Source organism: Sphingopyxis sp. H073, assembly GCF_001468395.1.
Classification (GTDB): Bacteria; Pseudomonadota; Alphaproteobacteria; order Sphingomonadales; family Sphingomonadaceae; genus Sphingopyxis.
Window position 1 is genome coordinate 12,307 of sequence record NZ_LNSG01000001.1, and the last position, 26,310, is coordinate 38,616.

Genomic DNA, 26,310 nt, shown 5'->3' on the forward strand with positions numbered 1-26,310 from the left:
TCGTCCTCTTGGCGGATCAGGCGGAGCGGAGCAAGACTGCGGCATCGGGCACGCGTTCGAGCCACGCGAGAAAGCCGCGTTCGTAGCGCGAGAGATATCGGGTTGCGCGCGGCAAGGCGCCCGCATCCGCAGCAAAAGGGCGCCGATCCTGCGCCGCCGCGATCATTGCCGGGTGGACATACGCCTTTCGCGCGACCGCGGGCGTGTTCCCGAGCCGGTCGGCGACATGGGCGACCATCGCCTTCAGTGTCGGCGGCTCGGGCGCGTCATACAGGAAGGCGAAGGCCTCGACGCTCGCCGACCAGGTGCGGAAATGCTTGGCGCTGAAATCGGCCCCCATCGCCTCGCGGATATAGGCGTTCACATCGGCGGAGCCAACCGCGCAGAGCCCGCCCTCATCCTGATATTGGAACAGATGCTGGCCGGGCAGATCCTGCAGCCGGCGGACGAGCGTCGCAAGGTTCCGGTCGCTGATCGTCACCTCGCGCATCAAGCCGCCCTTGGCGCGATAGCTGAGGCGGAGCGTCTGCCCCGAAAGCTTTGCATGACGCCGCCGCAGCGTCGTTGCGCCGAAGCTCTTGTTCGCGGCGGCATATTGCTCGTTGCCGACGCGCAATGCGGCGAGATCGAGCAGCCGGACGACCGCGCCGACGATTCGCTCCCGACAGAGCGTCCGGCGGGCCAGATCGTCGGCCAGCCGCGCGCGGAGGAGCGGCAGGGCGTGGCCGAAGGCGGCGCAGCGATCATATTTGTCCGCTTCCTGCGCGAGGCGGAATTCGGGATGATAGCGATACTGCTTGCGGCCGCGCGCGTCATAGCCGGTCGCGAGGATATGGCCGTTCGGCGCGGGACAGAACCACGCATCTTCATAAGCCGGAGGCAGAGCCACCGCGTTGAGACGGCGGATCTCGGCGGCGTCGCGGATGATCCGACCCTGTGGGTCGCGGTAGCGCCAGCCGCCATCGATGCGCTGGCGGCTGATGCCGGGCAGGCTGTCGTCGACATGGATAAGGCGCGCGATGGACATGGGGCAATAGCGCCCCGCCCCCGCCGATGGTTCCGCGCTAGCGTTCGGCCGGAAAGGCGTGGCGCGCGGGAACCTGCGCCGGACGTGCCATCAGCGGGCGCCAGCCCGACTGCTGCTCGCGCCGCCGGCAATAGGTCGAAAGCCCGATTTCGAGCGCCAGCATCATGTAGATGAAGGGCTGGAAGGCGATGCCCACGAACAGCGACCCGACCATATAGACGATATGCCCGTGCTGCAGCGCGGTGGCGAGCGGCGCGATCCATTGTTCCTCGGCGCGGCGGGTCTTGAGATAGCGCCGCCGCAGCTGCTCCATGCGGAAGAGGCCCGCCGCCTGCAGCACCAGCCAGAGGATCAGGCCGGGATAGCCCTGTTCGCCCAGCATCTCGAAATAGCTCGAATGATAGGCGCGCGCCTTGTCCTCATAGACCGATGGCAAGGCTTCCTGCGGCGCGGCGTTGGCGTTGCTGCTCGCCGCGCGCTCGACGCGGAGGTGGTTTTGCAGATAGGCGTTGAAGCCGCCGCCGAAGGGATGGTCCTTCGCATATTCCCATGTCCACGCCCACACCGCGACGCGCGTCGAAGCCGATTCGTCGGCGCGGTGATCGCGGATCGTTTCCATCCGCGCGGTATAGCTTTGCGGCAGGAAGGGGATCGCCGCGGCGGCGAGCAGCCCGGCACCGACCATGTAGAGCAGGCGGTGCTTGACCGCGCGCAGCGACAGGATGGCGAGCACGATCAGGCAGACGAGGCCGGTGCGCGCCTGCGTGCCGACGGGCAGCAACATGCACGCAAAGCACAGCGCGAAACAGAAGAGCGAGACCCGCCAGTCGGGCTGGAAGACCGTGCCATGCTTGCGGTACCACAGGATCAGCGGGATGATCGCGATGCCGACCGTCGACATGATCGACCCCTCGTAGAGCCCGTAATTCTCGCTCAGCAGCAATTGCAGCGAGCCATAGCCGCCCCCGCCCGCCGCAGTCTTGATTCCCCCCGCGATCGCGATTGCTGCCGCCGACAGCAACATGATCAGCGCGAGCGCCTCGATCCGCAGCTTGGTGCGCAGGGTCAATGGCAGGAAGATCGCCCAGACGAGCGCTTTCCACACCCAGCTCCATTTGTCCTGCGCCTCGACCGGGAAATCGGCGTTGACCGTCGTCGCCCAGCAATAGAGCAGCAGGATCACGAGCAGGCTCTGCCGGCCGGACCAGCGCGTGTCGCGCTTGTCGTCGAAGACGAGCCAACCGACGATTGCGAGCCCGAAGACGATCAGCGAGATCGGGATCGAATTGATCAGGAAGTAGCTGAGCTTTTGCGGCGCGACGATGTCGATGTAGCAAAAGCACAGCACGAATAGGAACGGCTTGCGAAAGCCGACCCCGATGAAGGCGAAGAGAAAGGCGACAAAGGCAAGGTCACGCATCGCCGTGCGTATCCCCCGCCGGAACTTCGGCATCGCGCCGCTGCTGCCACAGCTTGCGCGGGCTGACCTCGTGATCGAGATCGTCACGATAAAGCAGGCGCCACAGCGCGATCGCGGTGAGGATGTGGGTCAGGGCAATCGAGAAATTGTCGACCATCGTGCGGCGTGCCTTCGCTCTTTCTTCGCGACGCGAAACCGGTCGTCGCGGCGAGGATAGTAGAACGGGGTTGACGCCGCGTTAAGGCTGGTGTGCCAAGGGGGCGGCCATGACCCGCATCCTGCACGTCCTAGATCACAGCCTGCCCGCGCACAGCGGCTATACCTTCCGCACCCGCGCGCTGATGAAGGCGCAGGCCGCGAAGGGGTGGGCGGTGGCGGGTGTGACCGGTGTTCGCCATCCGCTGCCCGGACCCGGGGTGGAAACCGTCGATGGGCTCACCTTCTATCGCACGCCGCCGATCAAGCCTGCGCCTTCGCCGCTGCGCGAATGGCGCGAGATCGGGGCGCTGGCGAAGCGGATCGAGGCGCTGGTCGCCGAATGGAAGCCCGACCTGCTCCACGCGCATTCGCCCGTGATGGACGGGCTTGCGGCGCTCCGTGTCGGCAAGCGGCTTGGTATCCCCGTCATCTATGAGATCCGCGCCTTCTGGGAAGATGCGGCGGTCGGCAACGGAACGGGTCGCGAAGGCAGCGCACGCTATTTTCTGACGCGCCGGCTCGAAACCCATGCGGTGCGATCGGCCGACGCGGTCGCGGTGATCTGTGAAGGGCTGCGCGGCGACCTGGTCGCGCGCGGCATCGATCCCGCGAAGATCACCGTGTCGCCGAACGGCGTCGACCTCGACCTGTTCGGTAGCCCGCCGCCGCGCGACGATGCGCTGGCGGTCGAGCTCGGTCTGGGCGCGGATGATCCGGTGATCGGCTTCATCGGCAGTTTTTACGATTACGAGGGGATCGACGACTTGATCGCGGCGATGCCCGCGCTGATCGCCGCCGAGCCGCGCACGCGCCTGCTGCTGGTCGGCGGCGGGCCGATGGAGGCGGCGCTCAAGGCGCAGGCCGCCGCCTCGCCCGTCGCCGCCCATATCTTCTTCGTCGGCCGCGTGCCGCACGAGCAGGTGGAACGCTATTATTCGCTGATCGATATCCTTGCCTATCCGCGCAAGAAGATGCGGCTGACCGATCTCGTCACGCCGCTGAAGCCGCTCGAGGCGATGGCGCAGGGCAAGCTTGTCGCCGCATCCGATGTTGGCGGTCACCGCGAACTGATCGAGGACGGGGTGACGGGCAGCCTGTTCGCGCCCGACGATCCCGCGGCGATCGCGGCCGTGCTGGCCGGTCTGCTCGCGCGGCGCACCTTGTGGGGAGAGCGGCGGCGTGTGGCACGTGCGTTTGTCGAGGCCGAACGGAATTGGTCGTCGAATATTTTGCGTTACGAACCTGTTTACCAAAATTTGCTAGGCAATCCGGGGTCGCGAACTGGTTGAGGACATTCTGGCGGGGCCAGAGTGACCGGACCGAGGGTGCGAAAGACGTGGGACGATATGGACGACGATAGCGAAGCGCCGAAGACAAGCCGCCTGCGGGCGATGCTGCGCGCCCTGCAAACGACGCTTCCGGCGGTGATCGGCGCTGCCGCGCTCACCTTTCTTTTTGCTGCGGTCATCCCGATGGCATGGGTCGCCGGAATCAGCTGGAATCTTTATCTCGACCGCCTGTCGGACTTGTTCGTGCCACCCGTCGGTAACGGCGCGCGGCTCGCGCTTGCCCTCGCCATGTCGGCGATCGCCGCGCTGATTGCAGCTTTCGTCGCGCTGTTGATCAACGAACCCGAGGCCTCGGGTCTCACGACGCTGCGCCGCAGAGCCAGCCGGGTGGTCGAGGAAGAGGCGAGCGATTATGTCCCGCCGCGTCGCCGCGCTGACCTGCACCCCGACGATTTGCCGCGCGCGCCGATCCGCGCTGGTCGCGACCTTCCCGCCGAGGGGCTCGGCGTCTGGGCCGCCCCGACCGAGGCCTCGGCCGAACCCGATCCCTTTCTGAGCCCCGCCGTTCCCGAGACGGCAGACTGGAGCGAGGTTGACGAGCTGGTGCTCGCCGACCTCGCCCCGGTCGAAATCGACGAGCCCGGTGCTGAACCATGGCTGCAACCCGTGGCTTCGACCGGCCCCGCGCTTCCCGACCCTGCCGACAATTCGCTCGGCGCGATGGTCGCGCGACTCGAACTCGGTCTGTCGCGCAAGCGCCTGCCGGCGGCCGCGACGCTTCCGATTCCCGTCAACGATCCGGTGGCGAGCGAAGAGAGCGATGCCGAGATCGATTTCGCGCTCGAGGCGGCGCTAAGCACGCTGCAACGGATGAACCGCCAGACGCAGGGCTGAGCGACCGCGTTCAATCCTCGACGGTCAATATTTCGACGGTGATTTCGTAGGGGCTGTGTGCCTCGACGCTCAGGTCGGCGACGATATGGCCGGGCAAGCGCCATTCGATGGCGGCGAGGCGGTCCTGCAGGGCGCGAGCATCCAGGGACGATCCCGAACACCGAAAGAGGTGGCGCGCCCCGACGAAATTGGCGCTCGCCCATGGCCGCAATATCGAGTTCCCGAGCGCAAAGCCTTCGCCCAACTCGGCGCCGAGCAGACGGGTCAGGCGCCGGTGCGGGCAGGCGGGGCGGGTGGGTGCGGTTGGCGACCAGCGGATCATGCGCGCTTCTCCTCACGGAATCGTTGGTCGCCCCGCTTCATCACGCGGCCCGCATGAAAGTCGGCACGCCATTTGTTCATGAAATGTTCCACGCGGCAGACCAGGCTGCGACCTGGCGCGCGTCCCCCGCGCAGGTCGCTCACCAGCCGCGGGTCGTGCGCGGCGGCACGACCGAAGACGCTCGGCGGCATCCGCGATTCGGCCAGGAAAGCCTCGATCCGGTGCAGCAGGCTTCGCTCCATAGTTCCTCCTGTTTTCGTCATGCCCCCGGGCGACTCACCCGATAGGATATTTCCTATTTGATGATCATTTTCCTACTTGTCTAGGAAAAATCCTATCGCTATAGGCGAAATAGGAAGGACCAGTTTCCGGTGACCCATGACTGATTTCGATCTCGACCCGCGCGCCACGCTCGACCGCCTGCTGACCGAGAAGGGCGTCGATTATGCGCAGCTCTCGCAACGCATCGGGCGCAACCCCGCCTATATTCAGCAATATATCAAGCGCGGCTCGCCGCGCCGGTTGGCGGAGGAGGATCGCGCACGCATCGCCGCTTATCTTGGCGTGTCGGAAGCGCTGCTCGGCGGCCCGGCGCCGCGTGTCGCGGCGCCGGCGCGATCGCGCGGCGGCGACATGGTGCTGGTGCCGAAGCTCGCGATCGGCGCTTCGGCGGGCGCGGGGGCGAGCGTCGATGGCGAAGCGGTGGAGGGACAGGTCGCTTTCGACCCCAAATGGCTCCGCGACCTCGGCGCCGACCCGCGCGCGCTCAGCATCATCCGCGTCGAGGGCGATTCGATGGCCCCGACGCTCAGCGACGGAGACGATATCATGGTCGACGGCGGCGACGCCGCGGGTCGGCTGCGCGACGGCATCTATGTGCTGCGGATGGACGATGTGCTGATGGTGAAGCGCGTCGCGCGCGCGCCGGGGCAGGGGCGCGTGTCGGTGATCAGCGACAACCCGCACTACAAGAGCTGGGACGATTTACCCCTGAACGCGATCCGGCTGGTCGGCCGTGTGGTGTGGACGGGGCGGCGGGTGCGCTAGCTCGATCGACCGACGTCGGTCCGATCAGATCGGCTGCGCCATCGTCGCTTCGATTTCCTGTTCGAGCACTTCGGCCCGCCGACATTGCTCGTCATTGCCGTCGCGGCATTTTTCGGCCGCCTTGTCGTGTTGGCGTGACAGCTTACCCAGCCGTTCCTCCCGTTCGCGCATCGCGCGGCCCCGATTGCGGTCCGCTTCGTCCTGGCTCGTCGTCGACCAGTCGGCGACCTGGCCGACCGCCTTGACAGGCGCGGTAACGACCGACTTCACGGCGCCGACGCAGCCGCCGAGCAGAAAGGCGGACAACAGGGCAAACAGGATGGCGCGCATGATTTCCTCCCTTGGGCGACGGGCGTCCATGGCATAGGTGGCCGCGCCTGAACAGCGGATTGCGGTAAATCGCCGCCTTGTTGCGCTTCCGTGTCACATCACTGAAACAAATGGTTAAATTCGTCTTAACCATGAGTGGCTAGGTCTCGCCCGAGGCAGAGACCGCTAGCCCGAAGAGAGACGATGAACGCCGTATCGCTTATTCCCGTTCCATCCGGTCTGGAGCCCGCATCGGGTCATGCCGTCGCGATCGGCGCCGATGCATCGCTGTCCGACGTGATCGAAGCATTTCGCCGCAATCCCGAGCTGCGCCTGCTTGCGATCCTCGACGACCGGCGCGCGCCCGTGGGGATCATCCGCGAGCAGCGCGTGCGCGAACTGCTCTTTTGCCCTTACTGGTTTTCGCTGATGCAGAATCCGACGATCGGCGGGTCGATCGACTCGATGGTTGACCCCTGCATCACCGCCGACGTTTCCGAATCGACTGCCAGCCTGCTGCGCCGCGCGTCGGACGCACACGGCCATGACGGGCTGGTCCTCGTCGACGAGGGGCGCTTCGTCGAAACGCTCGACGGCAGCCAGCTCGCCCGGCTCGCGATGATGCGCGAGATCGAGCTGGCGCGCGAGCGCGCCGACCGCATGGCGTGGGTCGACGAGGCCGGGCGTCGTTTCCAGCAGGACATCGCCGCGCTCTCCGCAACGCTCTCCGAAACCGCGCGCGAGGTCGAGGGGGTTGCGCAAATCCTGTCCGAGCGCGCCGAACAGACCGGCCGTGACGCGCTGTCGGTCGCGGGCGCGACCGCGCAGACGCTGACCGGGCTGCAGGATCTCGGCGATCGCGGTCATGCGCTCGCGGCGAGCATGGCGCGGATCGTCGACGACGGCACGCGCGCCCGCGCGGTCCGCCACGATGCGCACCAGAAGGTGCGCCACGCCGGCGGCCGCGCGGCGGCGCTGCAGGATGCCAGCCAGTCGATCGAACAGATGCTGGCGCTGATCATCGACATGGCGAGCCGCACCAACATGCTCGCGCTCAATGCCGGGATCGAGGCGGCCCGTGCCGGTGACGCCGGGCGCGGTTTCGCGGTGGTCGCTGCCGAGGTCAAGTCGCTCGCGAACCAGACACGCGCGGCGGCAAGCGACATCACCCCCTATATCGAACGCATCCGCGAGATCGTCGCGCAGGTCGCCGACGGCTTCCGCGAGGTCGAGCGCGCGATCGACGCGAACAACGACTTCTCGGATACAATCGATCAGGCGATGAGCGGCCAGAGCGCAACCAGCCTGTCGATCGCGACCTACGTCGAGCAGGCGGTGTTCGCGGGGCGCGAGATCGACAGCCGCGTTCAGTATATCAGCCGCGGCGCCGCCTCGGTCGGCGAGGGCGCGGCGGCGCTCGGCGAGCTGTCGTCGGACCTCGGCCGCGCGGCGCAATCGCTCCACGAGCGCGCCCGCCAGTTCGTCGAGAGCGTCGCGGCGGCCTGATTCCAGAGGTTTGCGCTTCCCCGCAAGCATGATAGCTTCGCCCCAGCGCCGGCGGCGCCTGTGGCCGCCGGTGGGGAGGAGGGTCATATGACCAATGTGCAAAAGGGCGTGGCCGAATTCATCGGCACCTTTTGGCTCGTCTTCGGCGGGTGCGGCAGCGCGGTGTTGGCGGCTGCCTTTCCCGACGTCGGGATCGGCCTGCTCGGCGTCTCGCTCGCTTTCGGCCTGACCGTCGTCACCATGGCCTATGCGATCGGCCATATTTCGGGCTGCCACCTCAATCCGGCGGTCACCATCGGCCTGTGGGCGGGCGGGCGCTTCGAGGCGCGCGACATTCCGCTTTATGTGTTTGCGCAGCTTCTCGGCGCGATCGTCGCGGCGTTCCTGCTATTTTATATCGCCAGCGGCAATCCGGCCTATGACCTTGCGACCAACGGCCTCGCCGCCAACGGTTTCGGCGAGGGATCGCCGGGTGGCTATGACATCTGGTCGGGGCTGATCATCGAGGTCGTGCTGACCGCGGGCTTCCTGTGGGTGATCATGGGCGCGACCGACGGCCGCGCTCCCGCAGGCTTCGCGCCGATCGCGATCGGCCTCGCGCTGACCCTGATCCATCTCATCTCGATCCCGGTCACCAACACGTCGGTGAACCCTGCACGCAGCACCGGCCCGGCGCTCGTCGTGGGCGGTCTTGCGCTGCAGCAACTCTGGCTCTTCTGGCTCGCGCCGCTGGTCGGCGGGGCGGTGGGCGGGTGGCTCTACCGGCAGGTCGGCGCCGACAGCTTCCCGAAGCCCAATATAGAGGGCGACTAGGAAGGCGAACGGCGGGGGCGGAACCCCCGCCTGCCTATTTGAGCAGGTTGATCGCGAAAGCCCGCACCTCGTCGGCCATGTCGGGCCGCGCGAGCGCGACCGCCAGATTGGCCTGGATGTAGCCGGCCTTCGACCCGCAGTCGTAACGCGCGCCGTCGAAAGTGACGGCGTGGAAGGGTTGTGATCCGATCATCGTCGCCATCGCGTCGGTGAGCTGAATTTCGCCGCCCGCGCCCTTTTCTTGGCGTTCGAGCACGCGCATGACCTCGGGCTGGAGGATGTAGCGGCCCGAGATGATCAGGTTCGACGGCGCCTCGTCGGCCCTCGGCTTCTCGACCAGCCCCTTCACCTCGGTCAACGCGCCGTCGGCTTTGCCGGGTGCGATCACGCCATAGGAGGAGACTTGCTCCTTCGGCACCTCCAGCACCGAGATCAAATTGCCGCCGACCTTGTAATAGGCGTCGACCATCTGCTTCATGCAGCCGGGCGACCCGTGCATGAACTCGTCGGGCAGGAAGATCGCGAAGGGTTCGTCGCCGACGATATCGCGCGCGCACCAGATCGCATGGCCAAGCCCCATCGGCTCCTGCTGGCGGACATAGGCGCAATTGCCGGGCCCGAGCCGCGTCGGTGCGAGCACCGACAGATCCTTGCCGCGCTCGGACATCGTCTTTTCGAGCTCGAATGCGATGTCGAAATGATCCTCGATCGCGCTCTTGCCGCGGCCGGTGACGAAGATCATCTGCTCGATCCCCGCTTCGCGCGCCTCGTCGACCGCATATTGGATCAGCGGCCGGTCGACCACCGGCAGCATTTCCTTCGGGATAGCCTTGGTAGCAGGAAGGAAGCGGGTGCCGAGACCGGCAACGGGAAAAACGGCTTTACGGATCGGTTTCATGCGAGGCCTTCGATTGTTCGCGCGTGGCAATGGAGCGTCCCGGCGCAATCGTCTAGGCAATTATGGTTAATATTTCAGGCCGGCGGGGTCACAATCACGACGACGCGACGATTGTCCTGCCGTCCCTCCGCCGTGTCGTTGGGCGACAGCGGGATGGTTTCGCCGCGGCCGATGATCTGGTCGGCGTCGAAGCGCATGCCGCTCGTCTGAAGCGCACGCGCCACCGATTGCGCGCGCGCCTGCGACAGCGTCTGGTTGTAGGCAGTGGTGCCGGTCGAATCGGTGTGACCCTCGACCCGCGCGGTCAGGATGCCCACCGAAACGAGATTCTTCGCCGTCGCTTCCAGAATCGTGACCTGTTCGGGCTTCAGCGCGCTTTCGTTCGTCGCGAAGAGCAGGCGCTCGTTGATCGTCAGCGTCCAGCCGTCGCCGGTTTCGACGAAACCCTCGGCCTTCAATGTCGCGACCTGCGCGGGCGTGAAGCCCTTGGGTGCGGGCATCGTCTGGCAGGCGGCGAGCAGCAGCGGCAGCAAGATCAGCACCAGGCTGCGGACGGAATCGGTCAGGGGTATGCGCACATCAGGTCTCCGCTTGTCTCTTCTGCGACCGGTTGGTCAGCTTGTCGGCATACATGGCGGTGTCGGCCGCGGTGAGCAGCCCGGCCGCATCGCCGCCATCGTCGGGATAGACCGCGGCGCCGACGCTGATCGCGAGGCGATAGTCGGCGCCGCCGGGCAAAGCCACGGGTTGCGCGGCGATCTGGCGGATGCGCGCGGCGATCGCTTCGGCGCCCGCCCCCTCATCGAGCGGATCGACGATCACGACGAATTCGTCGCCGCCGATGCGCGCGGCGAAATCACCGGTGCGGAGCGTCTCCTTGATCCGCGCCGATAGCGCGACCAGCACCGCGTCGCCCGCCGCGTGACCATGATTGTCGTTCGCCGCCTTGAAATTGTCGGCGTCGATGAACAGCAGCGCAAAGCGCCCGTCGCGCCGCGCCGCATTCTCGATCCGCGCTGCGAGCTGCTCGTCGAACGCGGCGCGGTTCGGCAGGGCGGTGAGCATGTCGTGCGAGGCGCGGTGGGCAAGAACCGCATTCTCGCTCTCCATATGTCCCTGCCAGCCCTGAAGCTCGTCGAGCAGCGCGTTGATGTCGCCGCCCAGCCGGTCGAGCTCGGCGATCCGGAGCGGCTGCACGCGTTTGTCGAACCGGCGGTGCAGCCGGACGTCGTGCGCGACGGTCGCGATCTCGCCGAGCGGCTTGACCAGCTCATATTCGAAACGGCGTGCGAGGATGATCGTCCCCAGCGCGGTGACGAGCAGGCAACCGAGCCCGGCAAGCGCGCCGATGCGGACATAGTCGATCAGGGTCGAGCTATCGCCCCAGATCTCGATGCGCCCGATCACCGACCCGTTGCGCCTGATCGGCGTGGAAAAGGGCTGCGGAAAGAACAGGCTGGTCAGCACGGGCGACGGATCGCCCTTCGGCGACTGCCATTCGTAGAGCGGACGGCCCCGATGATCGAGCACGCGCAGCCGTGCGATCCCCGGGATCCTGCGAAGAGGGTCGAGCCCCTCGCGCGCCGCCTCGGGGTCGTTGAACACGAGCGCGGGTTCGGCGCCATAGGCGCCGACGCGCGTCGCAAGCTCCATGTTCCGGTCGGCGTAGCTGCGCAGCGTCGTGATGCCCGCGAGCAGGATCGCGACGCCCGAGAGCGCGACGGCGAACAGGGTGATGCCGAAATGGAACCGCGACAGCAGCTTTTGCAGCGTCGTGTGCGCCGCGGGGCGGGCGGGGCTGCGGGGTGCGAGCGGGCGGGTCATGAGGCGTCCCCGTCGCTGCCGATCTGGAGCACGCGCGGGTCGATGCGCAGCGGACCACGGCCGATGGCGTCGAGATTGACCGAAAAGCTGACGCCTGGGGCGCGGGCGCGGAGGCAGAACATCGCGCCGAAGCTGCAGCCCGGATCGTCGTCGGTGATCGTCAGCACCGGGCGGCCGCGCACCCACGCGATCAGGCGCTGCCGGTCGGCGACCGGCATTCTGCCGAGGAACAGGATGTCGCAGCCGCTGCCGTTGGCGGGCGCGGAAAGGCGTCGCACCGCGATGCTATGTCCGCCCGGCACGGCGGGTGCGATGTGATCGGTCAGTTGCGGCGTGCCCGCGACGCACATCGTGCGCGGTGCGCGCGGCAGGTCGGCCGGCCAGCGGGCATAGCTGATGATCCCGCCGACGATCCGGTTGACCCCGGTCGCGACACCGGCGGGGCTGCCGTCGACGATCGTCTGGCTCGCCGCCTCCATCGCCAGCTGCGGCGCCGCCAGCGACGATCCGACCAGAAGAAGCGAAACAAACACCGACAGCGACCCCTCACCGCGCCATGGGGCTACCCTGCCCCCGCTGGGCGGGGTCCGCTAGTCTAAACTGCCGCAAAGTCAAGGAAATGTGACGTCATGCGACCATATTGCAACAGTCTGCCGCCATTTTGGTTCTTTTCAGGCGCGCAGCCGCTCTGCGAACCCTTTGCGCAGCTTGGCGAGCTTGGGCGGAATGACGGCCATGCAATAGGGATTGCGCTGGCCTTCGCCGTCCCAATAGGCCTGATGATAATCCTCGGCCGGATACCAGGTCGACGCGGGCTCGATCGTCGTGACGATCGGCGCGGGCCAGTCGGTTGCGGCGCGCTCGATGCCCGCACGCGCCGCATCCTCCTGTCCCGCGTCGAGCGGGAAGATCGCACTGCGATACTGGGTGCCGATATCGTTGCCCTGCCGGTTGAGCTGCGTCGGGTCGTGCGTCGCGAAAAAGACGTCGAGCAGATCGGCATAGGAAATGACCGCGGGGTCGAAGCTGATGCGGATCGCCTCGGCATGGCCGGTGTCGCCGCCGCACACCTGCTTGTAGGTGGGGTTCGCCGTCGTGCCGCCGATATAGCCGCTTTCGACCTTTTCCACGCCGGCCAGCGACTGGAAGACCGCCTCGGTGCACCAGAAGCATCCTCCGGCAAAGATCGCGGTTTCACGGGTCATGGCATGGTTCCTTTGGTGGGGGGAGGGGATGCGCGGTAAATAAGGTGCGCCCCATACTATTCCAAGGGCGGGGGCGCGTCGATCAGAGGTGGTTTCAAGGGTTGACCCGCCGTTCGCGCACTGTCGATCGCGCGAATTTCCTCCTCGAAGGAGGCGACCCGGTCGCGCCAGCCTGGATGCGTCGCCGCCTGGAACGGCGGCGCGCCCTTGCGCTGACCGAAACGGGACCAGAAACGGACGGTCGCCGCCGGGTCATAGCCCGCCCCGGCGAGCAGCCACACCGACAGCCGATCGGCTTCGACTTCGGTCTGCTTGAACAGCCGCGCGCTGCGGCCGAATTGCTTGCCGAGCCCGCGGTCGACCCCCGCCGCGTCGAGCCGCGCGCGATGGCGGAGGATATTGTGCGCAAGCTCGTGCGCGATCGCGGCGGCAAGCTCGTCATCGCTCGCTGCAAAATCGACGAGCCCCGCGCTGACTACGACAAGGCGACCGTCGGCGCCGCCAGCCGCAGCCGCGCGCGCATTGACGCGGAAGTCGCTGGCGCAGCCGGGGACAGGGTCGATCGCGGCGGCCTGACCGTCGATCCCGGCGATCATCGCACGGGCGCGCGGCGGCAGCGCGGCGAAGAGTTTTTCGAGGGCGGTCATGCGCGCGAAGGCGTCATTCCCCTCTGCCACATCCACCGGCTGGCCGTTGACGGCACCGATCGCGGCCCCGGTGCGCAGCCCGGCGGTCGCGGCGGGCGATCCCGGCGCCACCGCCGCGACAAAGGCCGTATCGGCGTCGGTCGCATGATAGGCCGCCAGCGCTTCGGCGCGGTCGTACGCGTCATAAAGCCGGGGGTCGCCCAATATCCAGCCGAACTGCGGCTGGATCGCGGGGCACCAGGCGGCGTTGGCGGTGGTCAGGCGAAAGCCGATCGTCGCGACGCGCGCCTCCTGCCGGGCGAGCAGGGCATAGCCGGTGGCGGGCGCGTCCGCCGATGCCCAAGCGGGTGCGGCGCACACGAGACCGATCAGGATCGAAAACGAACGGAGGCGGGGATGCATCGCTGCCGCTTATCAACCCGCGCCTGTCGCGACCATGAATTTTCGCCCTCTTGCCTATCGGCAGACAAGCGGCGATAGGGCGAGGCGATGACGCAAGCCTCCGTGACCGTCCGGCCCTCTATCCCCCGTCCCGCCGCCCTGTCCCGCTGGCTCTGGGCCGTCGCTCTGCTCGTGATCATGGTCGTCGCGGTCGGTGGTATCACCCGCCTTACCGAATCGGGGCTGTCGATCACCGAGTGGAAGCCGGTGTCGGGCGTCCTCCCGCCGCTGACCGAGGCAGGCTGGCAGGCCGAGTTCGAGAAATACAAGCAGATCCCCGAGTATAGGGAGATCAATGCCGGAATGTCGCTCGCGGCGTTCAAGGGGATTTTCTTCTGGGAATGGCTGCACCGCATCCTCGGTCGGCTCGTCGGCATCGCGCTGCTCGTGCCGCTTGCCTTCTTTGCCTGGCGGCGCGCGATCCCTGCGGGTTTTGGCGCGCGCCTGCTCGGCCTCGCGGCACTGGTGGGGCTGCAGGGCGCGATCGGCTGGTGGATGGTCGCCTCGGGCCTCGTCGACCGGACCGATGTCAGTCACTTCCGGCTGGCGCTCCATTTGCTGACCGCGCTCTTTCTGCTCGCGGCGCTGGTCTGGACCGCGCGCGATTTCGCGGTGATGGCTCGCGATCCCGTTGCAGTCAGGCCGCGGCTGACCGGAGTTGCGTGGGCCGTGATCGCGATCCTCTTCGTTCAGTTGCTGCTCGGCGCATGGGTCGCCGGACTGAACGCGGGCTATGTCGCCAGCACATGGCCGTCGATGAACGACCATTTCGTGCCCGAGGGGATCGACTGGTCCCGCGGCGCCTGGTTCGCCTTTACCAACGATCCCTTCCTCCTCCATTTCCTCCATCGCTGGTGGTCGTGGGCGGCTGCGATCGCGCTGCTGCTGCTCGCGCGCACCCTCGGCCGGCGTGGTGCGCGGACCGAGGCGATGCTGCTGATCCTCGTCGTCGCGGCGCAGATGACCCTCGGCATCCTGACCGTCGTCACCGGCGTGTCGATGTGGATCGCGGTGCTGCATCAGGTCACGGGAGCGATCCTCGTCGCGACGACCGCCGCATCGCTGCACCGGCTGGGACGCCCCGCAGCATGATCGCCGCGGTCCTGCTGCTGTTGGCGGGGCAGGCCGGTCCTGCTGTCCTTCCTGCGCCCGCTCCGGCGGTCGCCGGGCCGCGGGTCTTCGCGCCGCCGCTCGGGTCGCCGATGCGCTATCGTGTCACCACACGGCGGCTGTCGCGCGACGGAACGATCGCGAGCTATACGCTCGACTATCTCCTGCAATGGGAGCGTGCCGGTCGCGGCATCCGGCTTGTCGCCACGCTGCAGCGAACCGGCTCCGACGCGCGGCCCGAGCTTGCCGGGGCGTTTACCAGCCTGATGCAGCCACTCGTCGGTGAGCCTGTCACCTATCTTGTCGCGGCCGACGGCAGCAGCATCGACCTTGTCGACCCCGACGGCCTGTGGGCGCGCGTGATGGCGCAGACAGAGGCGATGGCGGCCGCCGCCGACCGGCCCGAGGCGAAGAGCGCCGCGCGACTGCTCGCTGCCCTGTCGCCCGGCGACCGCGAAAAACTCGCGACCGCCGACATTCGCGCGCTGGTCGCCACGGCCAACGCCGATATCCCGGCGTCCTCCGGCGCGGGGGTGGCGGTGCGCCAGGACGGCAACTTGCGCACGATCGCGCGCACCGAGCGAGGCGAAGTTTCCGCGCGGGCAGGGGCGCCGCAGCCCCTCGTGGTGGAGCGGAACTGGACCGTCGACACCGCGACCGGGCTTCTGATCGCCGAGCGGCGGCAAAGCTGGCTGACCGGCCCCGCAGGCGACGAACGACAGCTCGCCGAGGAGCAGATTCGCGAACTCGATGCCGACAGATAATTGCGCGGTATCATAATACCCGTCAGCAAAGCCGCCGAATCATTGACTTTCGCTGCATTTGCCGTCATTGGCCCGCTCCGAAGCGCCGCTGCGTCCATTTGCGACAGGCGGCGCGGTTTGTTTCGGGGCGCCCGGTACGGTTATCGGGAGGGCTCCGGTCCATATCTGTCAAGGAGCGTGCCATGAAGGCGCTGACCAAGACGACCGCTTCGGCGAACGCCGGCACGGTCGAAAAGAAATGGGTGCTGATCGACGCCGACGGTCTCGTCGTGGGCCGCGTCGCGTCGATCATCGCCAACATCCTGCGCGGCAAGCACAAGCCGTCGTTCACCCCGCACGTCGATTGCGGTGACAATGTCATCGTCATCAACGCCGAGAAGGTGGCGTTCACCGGCAAGAAGCTGCAGGACAAGCGCTATTACAAGCACACCGGCTATGCCGGCGGCATCAAGGAAACCAGCCCCCAGAAGGTTCTGGAAGGCCGTTTCCCCGAGCGCGTGCTCGAAAAGGCCGTCGAACGCATGATCCCGCGCGGCCCGCTCGGCCGCCAGCAGATGCGCAACCTGCGCATCTTCGCGGGCACCGAACATCCGCATGAAGGGCAGAGCCCCGAAGTGATCGACGTCGCGTCGATGAACCGCAAGAACAAGGTGGGTGCATAATGGCCGACGAACAGACCATGACCGATCTCAAGGATCTCGCCGGCGCCGTCGAAGGCACCGTCGCTCCGGCTGCTCCGACCGCTCCGCTTCGCGAGAAGCAGGTCGACAAGCAGGGCCGCGCCTATGCAACCGGCCGCCGCAAGGACGCCGTCGCCCGCGTGTGGGTCAAGCCCGGTACGGGCAAGATCACCGTCAACGGCCGCGACCAGGAAGTCTATTTCGCGCGTCCGACGCTGCGCCTCGTCATCAACCAGCCCTTCGGCCTGACCGAACGCACTGGCCAGTATGACGTGATCGCGACCGTCAAGGGCGGTGGCCTGTCGGGCCAGGCCGGTGCGGTTCTGCACGGCATCGCGCAGGCGCTGACCCGCTTCGAACCGGCGCTGCGCAGCCCGGTCAAGGCGGCTGGCTTCCTGACCCGCGACAGCCGCGCAGTCGAGCGTAAGAAGTACGGCAAGGCAAAGGCCCGCCGCAGCTTCCAGTTCTCGAAGCGTTAAGAGCTTTTTCCGCCGACGGGTGGAGAAGGAAAGGGCGGTCCGGCAACGGGCCGCCCTTTTTCGTGTCGGCTTTGGGGTGGATTCCAGACATTCGTCACCCCGGACTTGGTCCGGGGTCCACGACTTCAACGCCGCGCTGGATCCCGGATCAAGTCCGGGATGACGAAGAGGGGATGTCAAAATTGGGGTGGGGAGCGGACGTCAGCGGACATTCGCTAATGTTTGTGGCTCGTTTGGCGCCCACTTGTAGAGCGCAACGATTATCCGCCAACCGGCCAAAGCTAGGATGGCCAAGCCCACTGGAACCAGCAACTGCAACAACACGTTCGGCGAAAACGACGTGAGGACTACCTCAAAAAGGACCACCCATGCCAAGGCTCCGAGCAGTATGGCAATTATGAACGCAACGGCGAAACGGCGAATCCATATCCTCATTCGCGAACTATGAGCTTCAATCCGCATGCCCGCAATCGGTCGAAACCCGCCATTTTCTATAGCAGCTCCAAACTTCCCAGCGCGAGCGCCTGGCGCGCCGGGCGTTCGGCCATGACCGCGAACATCTCGTCGCCGCGCGCCGTGCGCTCGACATTCATCGACGCAAACACCGCCATGAAATAGCCGCTGAGCGCGCCGACGCGATAGTCGGTCCAGAGCGCGGCCGCGTCGGGGGCGATCCCGCGCGTGCGGAGTGCCGCGATCCAGTGATCGAAGGCCGGTCGGTCGGCCGCCGCGCGCTCGAACGGATCGGCGATGCTGGTGCCGACCAGATAGGCGAGATCGGTCGCGCCGCTGCCGCGTCCCAGCGTCTGCCAGTCGACGAGCCAGCAGCGCTCGCCGTCGGGCGCGAAGAGGATATTGTCGATGCGCAGGTCGCCGTGAACGATCGTGCGCGCCGATGTCTGCCGCGAGAGATAGGCGTCGAGCCGGTCCACGATCCCCGCGCCGAGGTCGAGCACCTCAGGGGCGAGCCGCGTCGCATAGCGTTCGCGAAAGCCCGCGTAGAGCTGCGGGAAAAGCGAGCGGATCACATCGCCGTTGTCGCGTGCGAGCCAGGGCAAGGTGTCGAGGCGGACGTCGTTCCAGAGGAGAGCGTGCAGCCCGGCAGCGGCGTCGATGCAGGGAATAAGACTGGCGAGACCCAGCCCGGCGAGCTGGTCGCCTTGCCGCGCCGGGGTGAGGTCTGAGAGGATCAGGATGAAGTCGACGTCATCGTCCGCGATCTCGGCATGATGGCACACCGGCGCTGCGACCCCGCTACCCGCCGCGAGTTCGCGATACCAGCTCACTTCCTTGACATAGGTGCCGGTGATCTTTGCGATATGGCGGCTCGCCGGATCATGGCTCGGGCATTTGGCGATGACCGAGGCGGGCGCGTCGACCCCGTCCGCCCAGTCGAGCGTCAGGCGAAAGCTGTCGCACATCTGCCCGGTGCCGACCTTGGCGACGGTAAAGCCGTGGAGCGCGGTGGCTTCCTGCCCAAGCTTGCTGGCGAGCCACGCGGGCGCCATCGCCTCGGGCGAGGTCGGGAAGCTCAAGCGACGGGGTCCAGCAAGCCGGAAAGGCCGGTCGGTGCGTGCGGGCCGACGAACAATTGTTCGAGGACACCGACGCCGCGATGCGTGCCGCCGCCGTCGGTCAGTTCGGCGGTAACGAGCGCCTGGATGTGCATAGCGAGCGGATTGCCCCAGCCGCGCTCGGCCTCGGTCATGCGGTCGTGGGCGATCGCCGGTTCGGGGCCGTGGTCGAGACCGTGCCCCCAGAGCGGATGCGTGTAGCCGAGCCCGCTCATCGCGAAGACGGCGCCGTTGGGGCTAAGCGTCAGCGACCTGCCGCCACCGAGCTCGGCCGTCATCCGCGCGACCCGCCGCGTGCCCGGTTGCCAGCCGACGGTAAAGCTCGCGGCGTCGAAATGCTGTTCGGTGCCCCCGTCTCCGACGATCACCGCGCGCCGATTCCACGGATTGCCTTCGCGATCGTCGTTGCTGTGGAAGAAGAGCGAGCGACCCTCGAAATTGCATGGCGTCCACAGCCAGAAGAACTGGGTGAAATTGCCCTCTGGCGGCGGCTGTGGCTCGCTTGCGCCGACGGGACGCACGCCCCAGCTGCGGTCGCGCGTTCCGCTCCAGCTATCGTCGACCGCGATCCGCTCGCCGTCCACCGACAGCCAGCCCGACCAACGGCCGTTCTGCGTCATCCGCGTATAGTCCATGAACAGCCGCGTGCCGTTGCGGCGGATGAAGCGCGGTTCCTCGATCGGGAAATGGCGGCCGGTAAAGACCAGTTCGGCGGCGAGGGGGCCGTCGTTGGCCGCGATGCGCAGGGTCAGGCATTCGAGCGGCGCGTCGATGCCGATGGCGATCGGGCCGACCGACAGGTCGAGCCGTTCACCACCCGAACGGCGGCTGGCGCGCAGATTATACTGCACCCCGTCGACGATGACGCAGAAACTCGCGTCGACGATGCCGAGCTGCGGATAGAAGCCCATCGCGGCGGCGAAGAAAACCGACCCGTCGGGGCTGTAGCCGTTGAAGAAATAGCGGTCGTAGAAGTTGCGGTCGGTCCCCGCGAACGCAACCGGTTCGCTGGTCTGGTGGAGCGGAAAGTCGTCGCCCTTGGTCAGCATATGTCCTCGTCCCGTTTTTTGTTGCAACGTATCGCGGGACTTGACGGAAGGGAAGGGATGTCGGGTTGGGGGCGATCGCTGTCATTGCTGACGTGATCCTGATCCCCGGCGAAAGCCGGGGCCGACCGAAGCCCGCCTTATCGTTGCTGTCAGGCCGCCTTGCCGTGCAGCGTGTCCATGCTCACCGCGCTGCCCGCGTCGATCTCCGCCGCCTTTGCCTCAACCAGCTTGACGATGTGCGCGATCATGTCGTCGTCCTCGACATGGTGGTCGGTGACGCCCGAGAGATAGACCATGTGGCGGCCGTTGCCGCCGCCGGTGATGCCGATGTCGGTTTCGCGGGCCTCGCCGGGGCCGTTGACGACGCAGCCGAGGACCGAGAGCGACATCGGGGTCTTGATGTGGCCGAGCGCATCCTCGAGCGCCTGGACGGTGCGGATGACGTCGAAGCCCTGTCGCGCGCAGCTGGGGCAGGAGACGACGCGGACGCCCCGGGTGCGCAGGCCCAAGGATTTCAGGATTTCATATCCGACGCGCACTTCCTCTTCGGGTTCGGCCGACAGGCTGACGCGGATCGTGTCGCCGACGCCCGCCCAGAGGAGATTGCCGATGCCGAGCGCGCTCTTCACCGTGCCGCCAATCAGCCCGCCCGCCTCGGTGATGCCGAGGTGCAGCGGGCAGTCGACCGCGTCGGCGAGCTGCATGTACGCGGCGACCGCGAGGAAGACGTCGCTGGCCTTCACCGCGACCTTATAGTCGTGGAAATCATGATCCTGGAGCAGCTTGATATGGTCGAGCGCGCTTTCGACGAGCGCCTCGGGGCAGGGCTCGCCATATTTCTCGAGCAGGTCTTTTTCGAGACTGCCGGCGTTGACGCCGATGCGGATCGCGCAGCCGTTCGCCTTCGCGGCGCGGACGACTTCGCCGACGCGCTCGCTGCTGCCGATATTGCCGGGGTTGATGCGCAGGCAGGCGGCGCCGGCGTCGGCGGCCTCTAAGGCCCGCTTGTAGTGGAAATGGATGTCGGCGATGATCGGGATGCGCGCGGCGCGGACGATCTTGCCGAGCGCGGCCGTCGAATCGGTGTCGGGGCACGAGACGCGGATCAGGTCGGCGCCGGCCTCTTCGCAGCGGCGAATCTGGTCGATCGTCGCCACGGCGTCGCTGGTCAGCGTGTTCGTCATCGTCTGCACCGTGATCGGCGCGCCGCCGCCGACCGGGACGTTGCCGACCATGATCTGGCGACTCGTCCGTCGCGCGATGTCGCGCCAGGGGCGCAGGCCGGGATTGTGATCGCTCATGACATAGCCTGAAAAGAGGGGAGATATGCGTCGCTCTTTAGCGGCCGCGCGCGCGCTTGGCAAAGCGCAAGCGCGGCCCCGCCGCTGTTGCTCGAAAGACACAGTTCACCAGCTAATGCGCATGGAGGCGCAATTTTTGTTTGTGCAATGCAGCAAAATCGGCAATTTCATCTCGTTCGTCGCTACATGCCCGTGCAGAGGCGTGAGCGCGCACGGCAGGTTGGGACGATCCGGTTTGTTTTTTAGGGGGATCAACCCATGAAGTTTCTCACCAAAGCCTGCTTCGGCATGCTCCTCGCTGCGTCGGCGCTGTCGACACCTGCTTTCGCTGAGGAAGAAGAAGGGGCCAGCGGTCCGCTCACGCTCAACGGCGGGATTGCCGTGACCAGCGACTATCGTTTCCGCGGTGTCTCGCTTTCGAACGAAAAGGTCGCGGTGCAGCCGTGGCTGACGCTGAGCCACGAAAGCGGCTTCTACGTCGGTGCATGGGGTTCGACCTTCCCCGACAGCCCGGCCTACGGCAAGTTCGAGCTCGACCTCTATGGCGGCTATGCGACCGAGATCGCGCCGGGCACCAAGGTCGACGTCGGCGTCACCTATTACACCTATCCGGGCAGCGACGACGGCGGCGCCCCGACCGACTATTTCGAAGTCATCGGCAAGCTGACGCAGAGCCTCGGTCCCGTTTCGGCGACCGGCACGGTCGCCTATGCCTGGGATCAGAAGTCGCTGGGCAGCGACGACAATATCTATCTGAACCTCGGCCTCGGCTATGGCATCCCCGATTCGCCGGTCACACTGACCGCGGGTGTCGGTTACACCGACGGTTCGCTCGGCCTCGTCTCGGCCGATGGCAACTATCTCGACTGGTCGGTGGGTGCGTCCTTCGCTGCCGGTCCGGCGACGCTATCGGTCCAGTATATCGACACCGACGTCAAGAAGTCGGGCGTCAAGGCGATCGACACGCTCTACGATCCGACCGTGGTCTTTACGCTGGGCGTCGCATTCTGATCGCCTAGCGGGTCAGCGACCACGCGCTCGAGGGGGCGGTCTCTGGGGGGAGGCCGTCCCCTTTTGCTATGCGCGGGCCAATGCGTTCCGGTCTTGCGCTACCGCTCCCGTTGACAGCGCGGTGCCCAAATCCTATATCGCGTCCACACCCGATCGTCCGGGAAGCGGCCTGACTTTGCGCAACGGGCCACAGGAATAGGGCGGTAGGGATTTCGAGATGCGTTGGAAAGCTGCGGTAAACCGGCAACGGTTGCTTGCGGCTTTTTTGCGTCTCTCCCGCGCTCGCGAGCTATTTTTTTAAGGCGAGACAATCACTTATGGCGACCAAGGCGAAGTCGGTGGGCAAGGCCCTCGAAGCAACCGCGACCAAGCGAATCCGCAAGCTGTTCGGCAATATCCACGAAGCGGTGGAGATGCCCAACCTCATCGAGGTGCAGCGCGAATCCTATGAGCAGTTCCTGCGCTCGGATCCCTCGATCGGTTATGTCTCGGGCCTCGAAAAGACGCTGCGCAGCGTTTTCCCGATCCGCGATTTCGCCGGCACCGCCGAGCTCGACTTCGTCCATTACGAACTCGAAGAGCCGAAATATGACGTCGAGGAATGCCGTCAGCGCGGCATCACCTATGCGGCGCCGATGAAGGTCACGCTGCGTCTGATCGTCTTCGAAGTCGACAGCGAAACCGACACCCGTTCGGTCCTCGATATCAAGGAGCAGGACGTTTACATGGGCGACATGCCGCTCATGACCGAGAACGGCACCTTCTTCGTCAACGGCACCGAGCGCGTCATCGTGTCGCAGATGCACCGTTCGCCGGGTGTGCTGTTCGACCATGACCGCGGAAAGACCCACTCGTCGGGCAAGTATCTCTTTGCCGCGCGCGTCATTCCGTACCGCGGTTCGTGGCTCGACTTCGAATTCGACGCCAAGGACATCGTCAACGTCCGTATCGACCGCAAGCGCAAGCTGCCGGTCACCAGCCTGCTCTATGCGCTCGGCATGTCGGGCGAGGAAATCCTCAACTATTTCTACGACCGTCTGGTGTTCGAGCGCGCCTCGAACGGCTGGAAGGTGCCGTTCGTCGTCGAAAACTGGCGCGGTTCGAAGCCCGCGTTCGACGTCGTCGACGCCAAGACCGGCGAAGTCGTCTTCGCCGCCGGCCACAAGATCAGCCCGCGCTTGGCCAACAAGGCCGCGAAGGACGGTCTCGACACGCTGCTGATCCCGACCGAAGAAATCTTCGGCCGCTATTCGGCCTATGACCTGATCAACGAGGCGACCGGCGAGATCTATATCGAGGCCGGCGACGAAGTGACCGCCGACAATCTCGAAAAGATCGACGGCGCGGGCATCGACAAGCTCGTCCTGCTCGACATCGACCACAACAACACCGGCCCCTGGATCCGCAACACGCTGAAGGCCGACAAGGCCGAGGACCGCGACCAGGCGCTCAGCGACATCTACCGCGTCATGCGCCCCGGCGAACCGCCGACGCGCGAAACCGCGGAAGCCTTGTTCGGCGGTCTGTTCTTCGACCCCGAGCGCTATGACCTGTCGGCCGTCGGCCGAGTCAAGCTCAACATGCGCCTCGGCCTCGATGCCGAGGATACGGTCACTACGCTGCGCAGCGAGGACATCCTCGCCGTCGTCAAGGAGCTCGTGAACCTGAAGGACGGCAAGGGCGAGATCGATGATATCGACAATCTCGGCAACCGCCGCGTCCGTTCGGTCGGCGAGCTGCTCGAGAACCAGTATCGCGTCGGCCTGCTCCGCATGGAGCGCGCGGTGAAGGAGCGCATGTCGTCGGTCGACGTTTCGACGGTGATGCCGAACGACCTGATCAACGCGAAGCCGGCGGTCGCCGCGGTGCGCGAGTTCTTCGGCTCGTCGCAGCTCTCGCAGTTCATGGACCAGACCAACCCGCTATCCGAAGTGACGCACAAGCGCCGCGTTTCGGCGCTCGGGCCGGGCGGTCTGACCCGCGAGCGCGCGGGCTTCGAGGTCCGCGACGTTCACCCGACCCACTATGGCCGCATCTGCCCGATCGAAACGCCCGAAGGCCCGAACATCGGTCTGATCAACAGCCTCGCGACCTTTGCGCGCGTCAACAAATACGGCTTCATCGAGACGCCGTACCGCAAGATCATCGACGGCAAGGTGACCAACGAGGTCGTCTATCTGTCGGCGATGGAGGAATCGAAACACACGGTCGCGCAGGCGAACGCCGACCTCAACCCCGACGGCAGCTTCATCGACGAGCTGATCTCGGCGCGCGAGGCGGGCGAATTCCTGATGGCGCCGCGCGACCAGATTACCCTGATGGACGTGTCGCCGAAGCAGCTTGTTTCGGTCGCGGCGTCGCTGATCCCGTTCCTCGAGAACGACGACGCCAACCGCGCGCTCATGGGTTCGAACATGCAGCGTCAGGCCGTTCCGCTGCTCCGCGCCGAGGCGCCGGTCGTCGGTACGGGCATGGAAGGCACCGTGGCGCGCGATTCGGGCGCGGCGATCGCGGCGCGCCGCGGCGGCGTGATCGACCAGGTCGACGCGACGCGTATCGTCATCCGTGCGACCGACATGGTCGAACCCGGCAAGTCGGGCGTCGACATCTATCGCCTGCAGAAGTTCCAGCGTTCGAACCAGTCGACCTGCATCAACCAGCGTCCGCTGGTGAAGGTCGGCGACGTCGTCCGCTCGGGCGACATCATTGCCGACGGTCCCTCGACCGAGCTCGGCGAACTGGCGCTCGGCAAGAATGTGCTCGTCGCGTTCATGCCGTGGAACGGCTATAATTATGAGGACTCGATCCTCATCAGCGAGCGCATCGTGAAGGACGACGTCTTCACCTCGATCCACATCGAGGAGTTTGAAGTCACCGCACGCGACACGCGCCTCGGGCCGGAGGACATCACCCGCGACATTCCGAACGTCGGCGAGGAAGCGCTGCGCAACCTCGACGAGGCGGGCATCGTCTATATCGGTGCCGAGGTCGGCCCGGGCGACATTCTGGCCGGCAAGATCACCCCCAAGGGTGAATCGCCGATGACGCCGGAAGAAAAGCTGCTGCGCGCCATCTTCGGTGAAAAGGCCAGCGACGTGCGCGACACCTCGCTCCGCCTGCCGCCGGGCGTGTCGGGTACGGTCGTCGAAGTCCGCGTCTTCAACCGCCACGGTATCGACAAGGACGAACGCGCGATCGCGATCGAGCGCGAGGAAATCGAGCGCCTGAAGCAGGACGCCGACGACGAGCGCGCGATCCTGAACCGCGCGACCTTCTCCAGCCTCAAGGAACTGCTGGTCGGCCAGACCACCAGCGCGGTTCCGAAGGGCCTGAAGAAGGGCGACGAGGTGACCGAGGACATGCTGGTCGACCTCGACCGCGCCGACTGGTGGAAGCTGGCGGTTGTCGACGACACCGCCCAGACCGCCCTCGAAGCGATCAAGGCGCAGTATGACGAGGCGATCAAGCGCATCAACGCCAAGTATGAGGACCGCGTCGAAAAGCTGCAGCGCGGCGATGAGCTCGCCCCCGGCGTGCTCAAGATGGTCAAGGTCTTCGTGGCCATCAAGCGCAAGCTGCAGCCGGGCGACAAGATGGCCGGCCGTCACGGCAACAAGGGCGTCATCAGCCGCATCCTGCCGAACGAGGACATGCCATTCCTCGAAGACGGGACGCCGGTCGACATCGTGCTGAACCCACTGGGCGTGCCGTCGCGCATGAACGTCGGGCAGATCCTCGAAACGCACCTTGGCTGGGCTTCGCGCGGCCTCGGGCGGCAGGTGACGCAGGCGCTGGAGGATTGGCGTGACGCCAATCCCGACGCGACCGGCGGCCAGATGCCCGAAGCGGTGCGCGACACGCTGGAGCGTGTCTATGGCGCCGAATATGTCGACGACATCAAGGCGCGCAACGCCGACAGCGTCGTCGAACTCGCCGAGAATCTGAAGGTCGGCGTGCCGTTCGCGACGCCGGTGTTCGACGGCGCGAAGGAGGCCGATGTGACCAACATGCTGACCCTCGCGGGCCTGCATGAATCGGGTCAGTCGGATCTGTATGACGGCCGCACCGGTGACAAGTTCGACCGCAAGGTGACCGTGGGCTACATCTATATGCTGAAGCTCCACCACCTCGTCGACGACAAGATTCACGCGCGTTCGATCGGGCCGTACAGCCTCGTCACCCAGCAGCCGCTGGGCGGTAAGGCGCAGTTCGGTGGCCAGCGCTTCGGTGAAATGGAGGTCTGGGCGCTCCAGGCCTATGGCGCGGCGTACACGCTGCAGGAAATGCTGACGGTGAAGTCCGACGACGTGATCGGCCGCACCAAGGTTTACGAGGCGATCGTCAAGGGCGACGACACCTTCGAGGCCGGCATTCCCGAAAGCTTCAACGTGCTTGTCAAGGAAATGCGCTCGCTGGGCCTCAACGTCGAGCTTTCGTCCTATGCGGACGAAGACGAGGGCGAAGGTCCGGACGCTCTTCCCGAAGCCGCCGAATGAGATTTT

26 protein-coding genes are annotated in these 26,310 nt (G+C 66.2%); 11 read left to right on the forward strand and 15 right to left on the reverse strand.

The features are described from left to right. Positions 1-16 precede the first annotated feature (16 nt). The 3 genes from ATE64_RS00080 to ATE64_RS21910 are packed head-to-tail and all read right to left on the reverse strand — an operon-like array spanning position 17 to position 2,604. A complete protein-coding gene (locus tag ATE64_RS00080) occupies positions 17-1,027 on the reverse strand; it encodes a DNA topoisomerase IB (protein ID WP_058455549.1) in 1,011 nt (336 codons plus the stop codon). A gap of 37 nt (positions 1,028-1,064) precedes the next feature. Beyond that, on the reverse strand, positions 1,065-2,447 hold the full coding sequence (locus tag ATE64_RS00085) for a putative O-glycosylation ligase, exosortase A system-associated (RefSeq protein ID WP_058455550.1): 1,383 nt from the start codon (positions 2,445-2,447) through the stop codon (positions 1,065-1,067). Next, positions 2,440-2,604: a hypothetical protein gene (locus ATE64_RS21910; RefSeq protein WP_167541727.1), complete on the reverse strand. Its 165-nt coding sequence runs from the start codon at positions 2,602-2,604 to the stop codon at positions 2,440-2,442. Before ATE64_RS21910 ends, ATE64_RS00085 begins: the two co-directional genes overlap by 8 nt. 109 nt (positions 2,605-2,713) lie before the next feature. Here ATE64_RS21910 and ATE64_RS00090 point away from each other — a divergent pair, with 109 nt between their 5' ends. Together ATE64_RS00090 and ATE64_RS00095 are read left to right on the forward strand one after the other, a co-directional pair. Then, the gene (locus tag ATE64_RS00090) at positions 2,714-3,934 is read left to right on the forward strand and encodes a TIGR04063 family PEP-CTERM/XrtA system glycosyltransferase (protein ID WP_058455551.1); all 1,221 of its coding nucleotides are present in this window, start codon (positions 2,714-2,716) and stop codon (positions 3,932-3,934) included. Positions 3,935-3,955: 21 nt separating this feature from the next. Continuing rightward, the gene (locus ATE64_RS00095) at positions 3,956-4,828 is read left to right on the forward strand and encodes a hypothetical protein (protein WP_240481997.1); all 873 of its coding nucleotides are present in this window, start codon (positions 3,956-3,958) and stop codon (positions 4,826-4,828) included. Between the two features lie 10 nt (positions 4,829-4,838). On the opposite strand, the gene ATE64_RS00100 is transcribed toward ATE64_RS00095, so the two are convergent. Both ATE64_RS00100 and ATE64_RS00105 read right to left on the reverse strand, forming a co-directional pair. Then, the gene (locus ATE64_RS00100; protein WP_058455553.1) at positions 4,839-5,150 is read right to left on the reverse strand and encodes a hypothetical protein; all 312 of its coding nucleotides are present in this window, start codon (positions 5,148-5,150) and stop codon (positions 4,839-4,841) included. Continuing rightward, positions 5,147-5,392, reverse strand: a complete 246-nt coding sequence (locus tag ATE64_RS00105; RefSeq protein ID WP_058455554.1) for a hypothetical protein — start codon at positions 5,390-5,392, stop codon at positions 5,147-5,149. Before ATE64_RS00105 ends, ATE64_RS00100 begins: the two co-directional genes overlap by 4 nt. A gap of 136 nt (positions 5,393-5,528) precedes the next feature. Here ATE64_RS00105 and ATE64_RS00110 point away from each other — a divergent pair, with 136 nt between their 5' ends. After that, positions 5,529-6,197, forward strand: a complete 669-nt coding sequence (locus ATE64_RS00110) for a S24 family peptidase (protein ID WP_058455555.1) — start codon at positions 5,529-5,531, stop codon at positions 6,195-6,197. A 24-nt stretch (positions 6,198-6,221) separates the two neighbouring features. Here ATE64_RS00110 and ATE64_RS00115 read toward each other — a convergent pair whose 3' ends face one another. After that, positions 6,222-6,527, reverse strand: a complete 306-nt coding sequence (locus tag ATE64_RS00115) for a hypothetical protein (protein ID WP_058455556.1) — start codon at positions 6,525-6,527, stop codon at positions 6,222-6,224. A gap of 183 nt (positions 6,528-6,710) precedes the next feature. On the opposite strand from ATE64_RS00115, the gene ATE64_RS00120 reads away from it, so the two are divergent. Next, positions 6,711-8,012, forward strand: a complete 1,302-nt coding sequence (locus ATE64_RS00120) for a methyl-accepting chemotaxis protein (RefSeq protein WP_231729011.1) — start codon at positions 6,711-6,713, stop codon at positions 8,010-8,012. A gap of 87 nt (positions 8,013-8,099) precedes the next feature. Next, positions 8,100-8,825: an aquaporin Z gene (aqpZ, locus tag ATE64_RS00125; protein WP_058455557.1), complete on the forward strand. Its 726-nt coding sequence runs from the start codon at positions 8,100-8,102 to the stop codon at positions 8,823-8,825. 34 nt (positions 8,826-8,859) lie between these two features. Here the strand turns inward: aqpZ and galU are convergent, their stop codons facing one another. From galU to ATE64_RS00155, 6 genes are all read right to left on the reverse strand, one after another. Next, the gene (gene galU / locus ATE64_RS00130) at positions 8,860-9,723 is read right to left on the reverse strand and encodes a UTP--glucose-1-phosphate uridylyltransferase GalU (RefSeq protein WP_058455558.1); all 864 of its coding nucleotides are present in this window, start codon (positions 9,721-9,723) and stop codon (positions 8,860-8,862) included. 74 nt (positions 9,724-9,797) lie between these two features. After that, positions 9,798-10,301, reverse strand: coding sequence for an OmpA family protein (locus ATE64_RS00135; RefSeq protein ID WP_058455559.1), 504 nt, complete (start codon positions 10,299-10,301; stop codon positions 9,798-9,800). A gap of 1 nt (position 10,302) precedes the next feature. Continuing rightward, positions 10,303-11,547: a diguanylate cyclase gene (locus tag ATE64_RS00140; protein WP_058455560.1), complete on the reverse strand. Its 1,245-nt coding sequence runs from the start codon at positions 11,545-11,547 to the stop codon at positions 10,303-10,305. Next, positions 11,544-12,080, reverse strand: a complete 537-nt coding sequence (locus ATE64_RS00145) for a YfiR family protein (protein ID WP_231729010.1) — start codon at positions 12,078-12,080, stop codon at positions 11,544-11,546. The genes ATE64_RS00140 and ATE64_RS00145 overlap by 4 nt, the downstream gene beginning before the upstream one ends. A 138-nt stretch (positions 12,081-12,218) precedes the next feature. Further along, positions 12,219-12,752 carry a peptide-methionine (S)-S-oxide reductase MsrA gene (msrA, locus tag ATE64_RS00150; RefSeq protein WP_058455561.1) on the reverse strand — a complete coding sequence of 178 codons (534 nt, stop codon included), beginning with the start codon at positions 12,750-12,752 and terminating at the stop codon, positions 12,219-12,221. Positions 12,753-12,808: 56 nt separating this feature from the next. Further along, positions 12,809-13,801, reverse strand: a complete 993-nt coding sequence (locus ATE64_RS00155; RefSeq protein WP_058455562.1) for a M48 family metallopeptidase — start codon at positions 13,799-13,801, stop codon at positions 12,809-12,811. 87 nt (positions 13,802-13,888) lie between these two features. On the opposite strand from ATE64_RS00155, the gene ATE64_RS00160 reads away from it, so the two are divergent. The 4 genes from ATE64_RS00160 to rpsI all read left to right on the forward strand — a co-directional run bounded on the left by ATE64_RS00160 (position 13,889) and on the right by rpsI (position 16,873). Next, a complete protein-coding gene (locus tag ATE64_RS00160) occupies positions 13,889-14,932 on the forward strand; it encodes a COX15/CtaA family protein (RefSeq protein ID WP_058455563.1) in 1,044 nt (347 codons plus the stop codon). Further along, entirely contained in the window at positions 14,929-15,714 is a 786-nt protein-coding gene (locus tag ATE64_RS00165) for a hypothetical protein (protein WP_058455564.1), read from the forward strand. Before ATE64_RS00160 ends, ATE64_RS00165 begins: the two co-directional genes overlap by 4 nt. A 182-nt stretch (positions 15,715-15,896) precedes the next feature. Continuing rightward, positions 15,897-16,376, forward strand: coding sequence for a 50S ribosomal protein L13 (rplM, locus tag ATE64_RS00170; protein WP_058455565.1), 480 nt, complete (start codon positions 15,897-15,899; stop codon positions 16,374-16,376). Next, positions 16,376-16,873, forward strand: a complete 498-nt coding sequence (rpsI, locus tag ATE64_RS00175; protein WP_058455566.1) for a 30S ribosomal protein S9 — start codon at positions 16,376-16,378, stop codon at positions 16,871-16,873. Before rplM ends, rpsI begins: the two co-directional genes overlap by 1 nt. A gap of 491 nt (positions 16,874-17,364) precedes the next feature. Here rpsI and ATE64_RS00185 read toward each other — a convergent pair whose 3' ends face one another. From ATE64_RS00185 to ispG, 3 genes are all read right to left on the reverse strand, one after another. Next, a complete protein-coding gene (locus tag ATE64_RS00185; RefSeq protein WP_058455568.1) occupies positions 17,365-18,408 on the reverse strand; it encodes a phosphotransferase in 1,044 nt (347 codons plus the stop codon). Further along, positions 18,405-19,496, reverse strand: coding sequence for a hypothetical protein (locus ATE64_RS00190; protein WP_058455569.1), 1,092 nt, complete (start codon positions 19,494-19,496; stop codon positions 18,405-18,407). Before ATE64_RS00190 ends, ATE64_RS00185 begins: the two co-directional genes overlap by 4 nt. Before the next feature lie 149 nt (positions 19,497-19,645). Then, on the reverse strand, positions 19,646-20,797 hold the full coding sequence (gene ispG / locus ATE64_RS00195; RefSeq protein WP_058455570.1) for a flavodoxin-dependent (E)-4-hydroxy-3-methylbut-2-enyl-diphosphate synthase: 1,152 nt from the start codon (positions 20,795-20,797) through the stop codon (positions 19,646-19,648). Positions 20,798-21,055: 258 nt separating this feature from the next. On the opposite strand from ispG, the gene ATE64_RS00200 reads away from it, so the two are divergent. Both ATE64_RS00200 and rpoB read left to right on the forward strand, forming a co-directional pair. Continuing rightward, positions 21,056-21,808 carry a TorF family putative porin gene (locus ATE64_RS00200; protein ID WP_058455571.1) on the forward strand — a complete coding sequence of 251 codons (753 nt, stop codon included), beginning with the start codon at positions 21,056-21,058 and terminating at the stop codon, positions 21,806-21,808. Between the two features lie 317 nt (positions 21,809-22,125). Further along, positions 22,126-26,304, forward strand: coding sequence for a DNA-directed RNA polymerase subunit beta (gene rpoB, locus ATE64_RS00205; protein ID WP_058455572.1), 4,179 nt, complete (start codon positions 22,126-22,128; stop codon positions 26,302-26,304). Positions 26,305-26,310: the final 6 nt, after the last annotated feature.

Excerpts from the sequence above, each read along its gene's own strand:
- ATE64_RS21910 (WP_167541727.1), bottom strand. The coding sequence starts at position 2,604 with ATGGTCGACAATTTCTCGATTGCCCTGACCCACATCCTCACCGCGATC.
- galU (WP_058455558.1), bottom strand. The coding sequence starts at position 9,723 with ATGAAACCGATCCGTAAAGCCGTTTTTCCCGTTGCCGGTCTCGGCACC.
- ATE64_RS00090 (WP_058455551.1), top strand. The coding sequence starts at position 2,714 with ATGACCCGCATCCTGCACGTCCTAGATCACAGCCTGCCCGCGCACAGC.
- ATE64_RS00190 (WP_058455569.1), bottom strand. The coding sequence starts at position 19,496 with ATGCTGACCAAGGGCGACGACTTTCCGCTCCACCAGACCAGCGAACCG.
- ATE64_RS00115 (WP_058455556.1), bottom strand. The coding sequence starts at position 6,527 with ATGCGCGCCATCCTGTTTGCCCTGTTGTCCGCCTTTCTGCTCGGCGGC.
- ATE64_RS00105 (WP_058455554.1), bottom strand. The coding sequence starts at position 5,392 with ATGGAGCGAAGCCTGCTGCACCGGATCGAGGCTTTCCTGGCCGAATCG.
- ATE64_RS00120 (WP_231729011.1), top strand. The coding sequence starts at position 6,711 with ATGAACGCCGTATCGCTTATTCCCGTTCCATCCGGTCTGGAGCCCGCA.
- rplM (WP_058455565.1), top strand. The coding sequence starts at position 15,897 with ATGAAGGCGCTGACCAAGACGACCGCTTCGGCGAACGCCGGCACGGTC.
- ATE64_RS00110 (WP_058455555.1), top strand. The coding sequence starts at position 5,529 with ATGACTGATTTCGATCTCGACCCGCGCGCCACGCTCGACCGCCTGCTG.
- ATE64_RS00140 (WP_058455560.1), bottom strand. The coding sequence starts at position 11,547 with ATGACCCGCCCGCTCGCACCCCGCAGCCCCGCCCGCCCCGCGGCGCAC.
- msrA (WP_058455561.1), bottom strand. The coding sequence starts at position 12,752 with ATGACCCGTGAAACCGCGATCTTTGCCGGAGGATGCTTCTGGTGCACC.
- ATE64_RS00085 (WP_058455550.1), bottom strand. The coding sequence starts at position 2,447 with ATGCGTGACCTTGCCTTTGTCGCCTTTCTCTTCGCCTTCATCGGGGTC.
- ATE64_RS00200 (WP_058455571.1), top strand. The coding sequence starts at position 21,056 with ATGAAGTTTCTCACCAAAGCCTGCTTCGGCATGCTCCTCGCTGCGTCG.
- ispG (WP_058455570.1), bottom strand. The coding sequence starts at position 20,797 with ATGAGCGATCACAATCCCGGCCTGCGCCCCTGGCGCGACATCGCGCGA.
- ATE64_RS00080 (WP_058455549.1), bottom strand. The coding sequence starts at position 1,027 with ATGTCCATCGCGCGCCTTATCCATGTCGACGACAGCCTGCCCGGCATC.
- ATE64_RS00155 (WP_058455562.1), bottom strand. The coding sequence starts at position 13,801 with ATGCATCCCCGCCTCCGTTCGTTTTCGATCCTGATCGGTCTCGTGTGC.
- rpoB (WP_058455572.1), top strand. The coding sequence starts at position 22,126 with ATGGCGACCAAGGCGAAGTCGGTGGGCAAGGCCCTCGAAGCAACCGCG.
- ATE64_RS00165 (WP_058455564.1), top strand. The coding sequence starts at position 14,929 with ATGATCGCCGCGGTCCTGCTGCTGTTGGCGGGGCAGGCCGGTCCTGCT.
- ATE64_RS00100 (WP_058455553.1), bottom strand. The coding sequence starts at position 5,150 with ATGATCCGCTGGTCGCCAACCGCACCCACCCGCCCCGCCTGCCCGCAC.
- aqpZ (WP_058455557.1), top strand. The coding sequence starts at position 8,100 with ATGACCAATGTGCAAAAGGGCGTGGCCGAATTCATCGGCACCTTTTGG.
- ATE64_RS00160 (WP_058455563.1), top strand. The coding sequence starts at position 13,889 with ATGACGCAAGCCTCCGTGACCGTCCGGCCCTCTATCCCCCGTCCCGCC.
- rpsI (WP_058455566.1), top strand. The coding sequence starts at position 16,376 with ATGGCCGACGAACAGACCATGACCGATCTCAAGGATCTCGCCGGCGCC.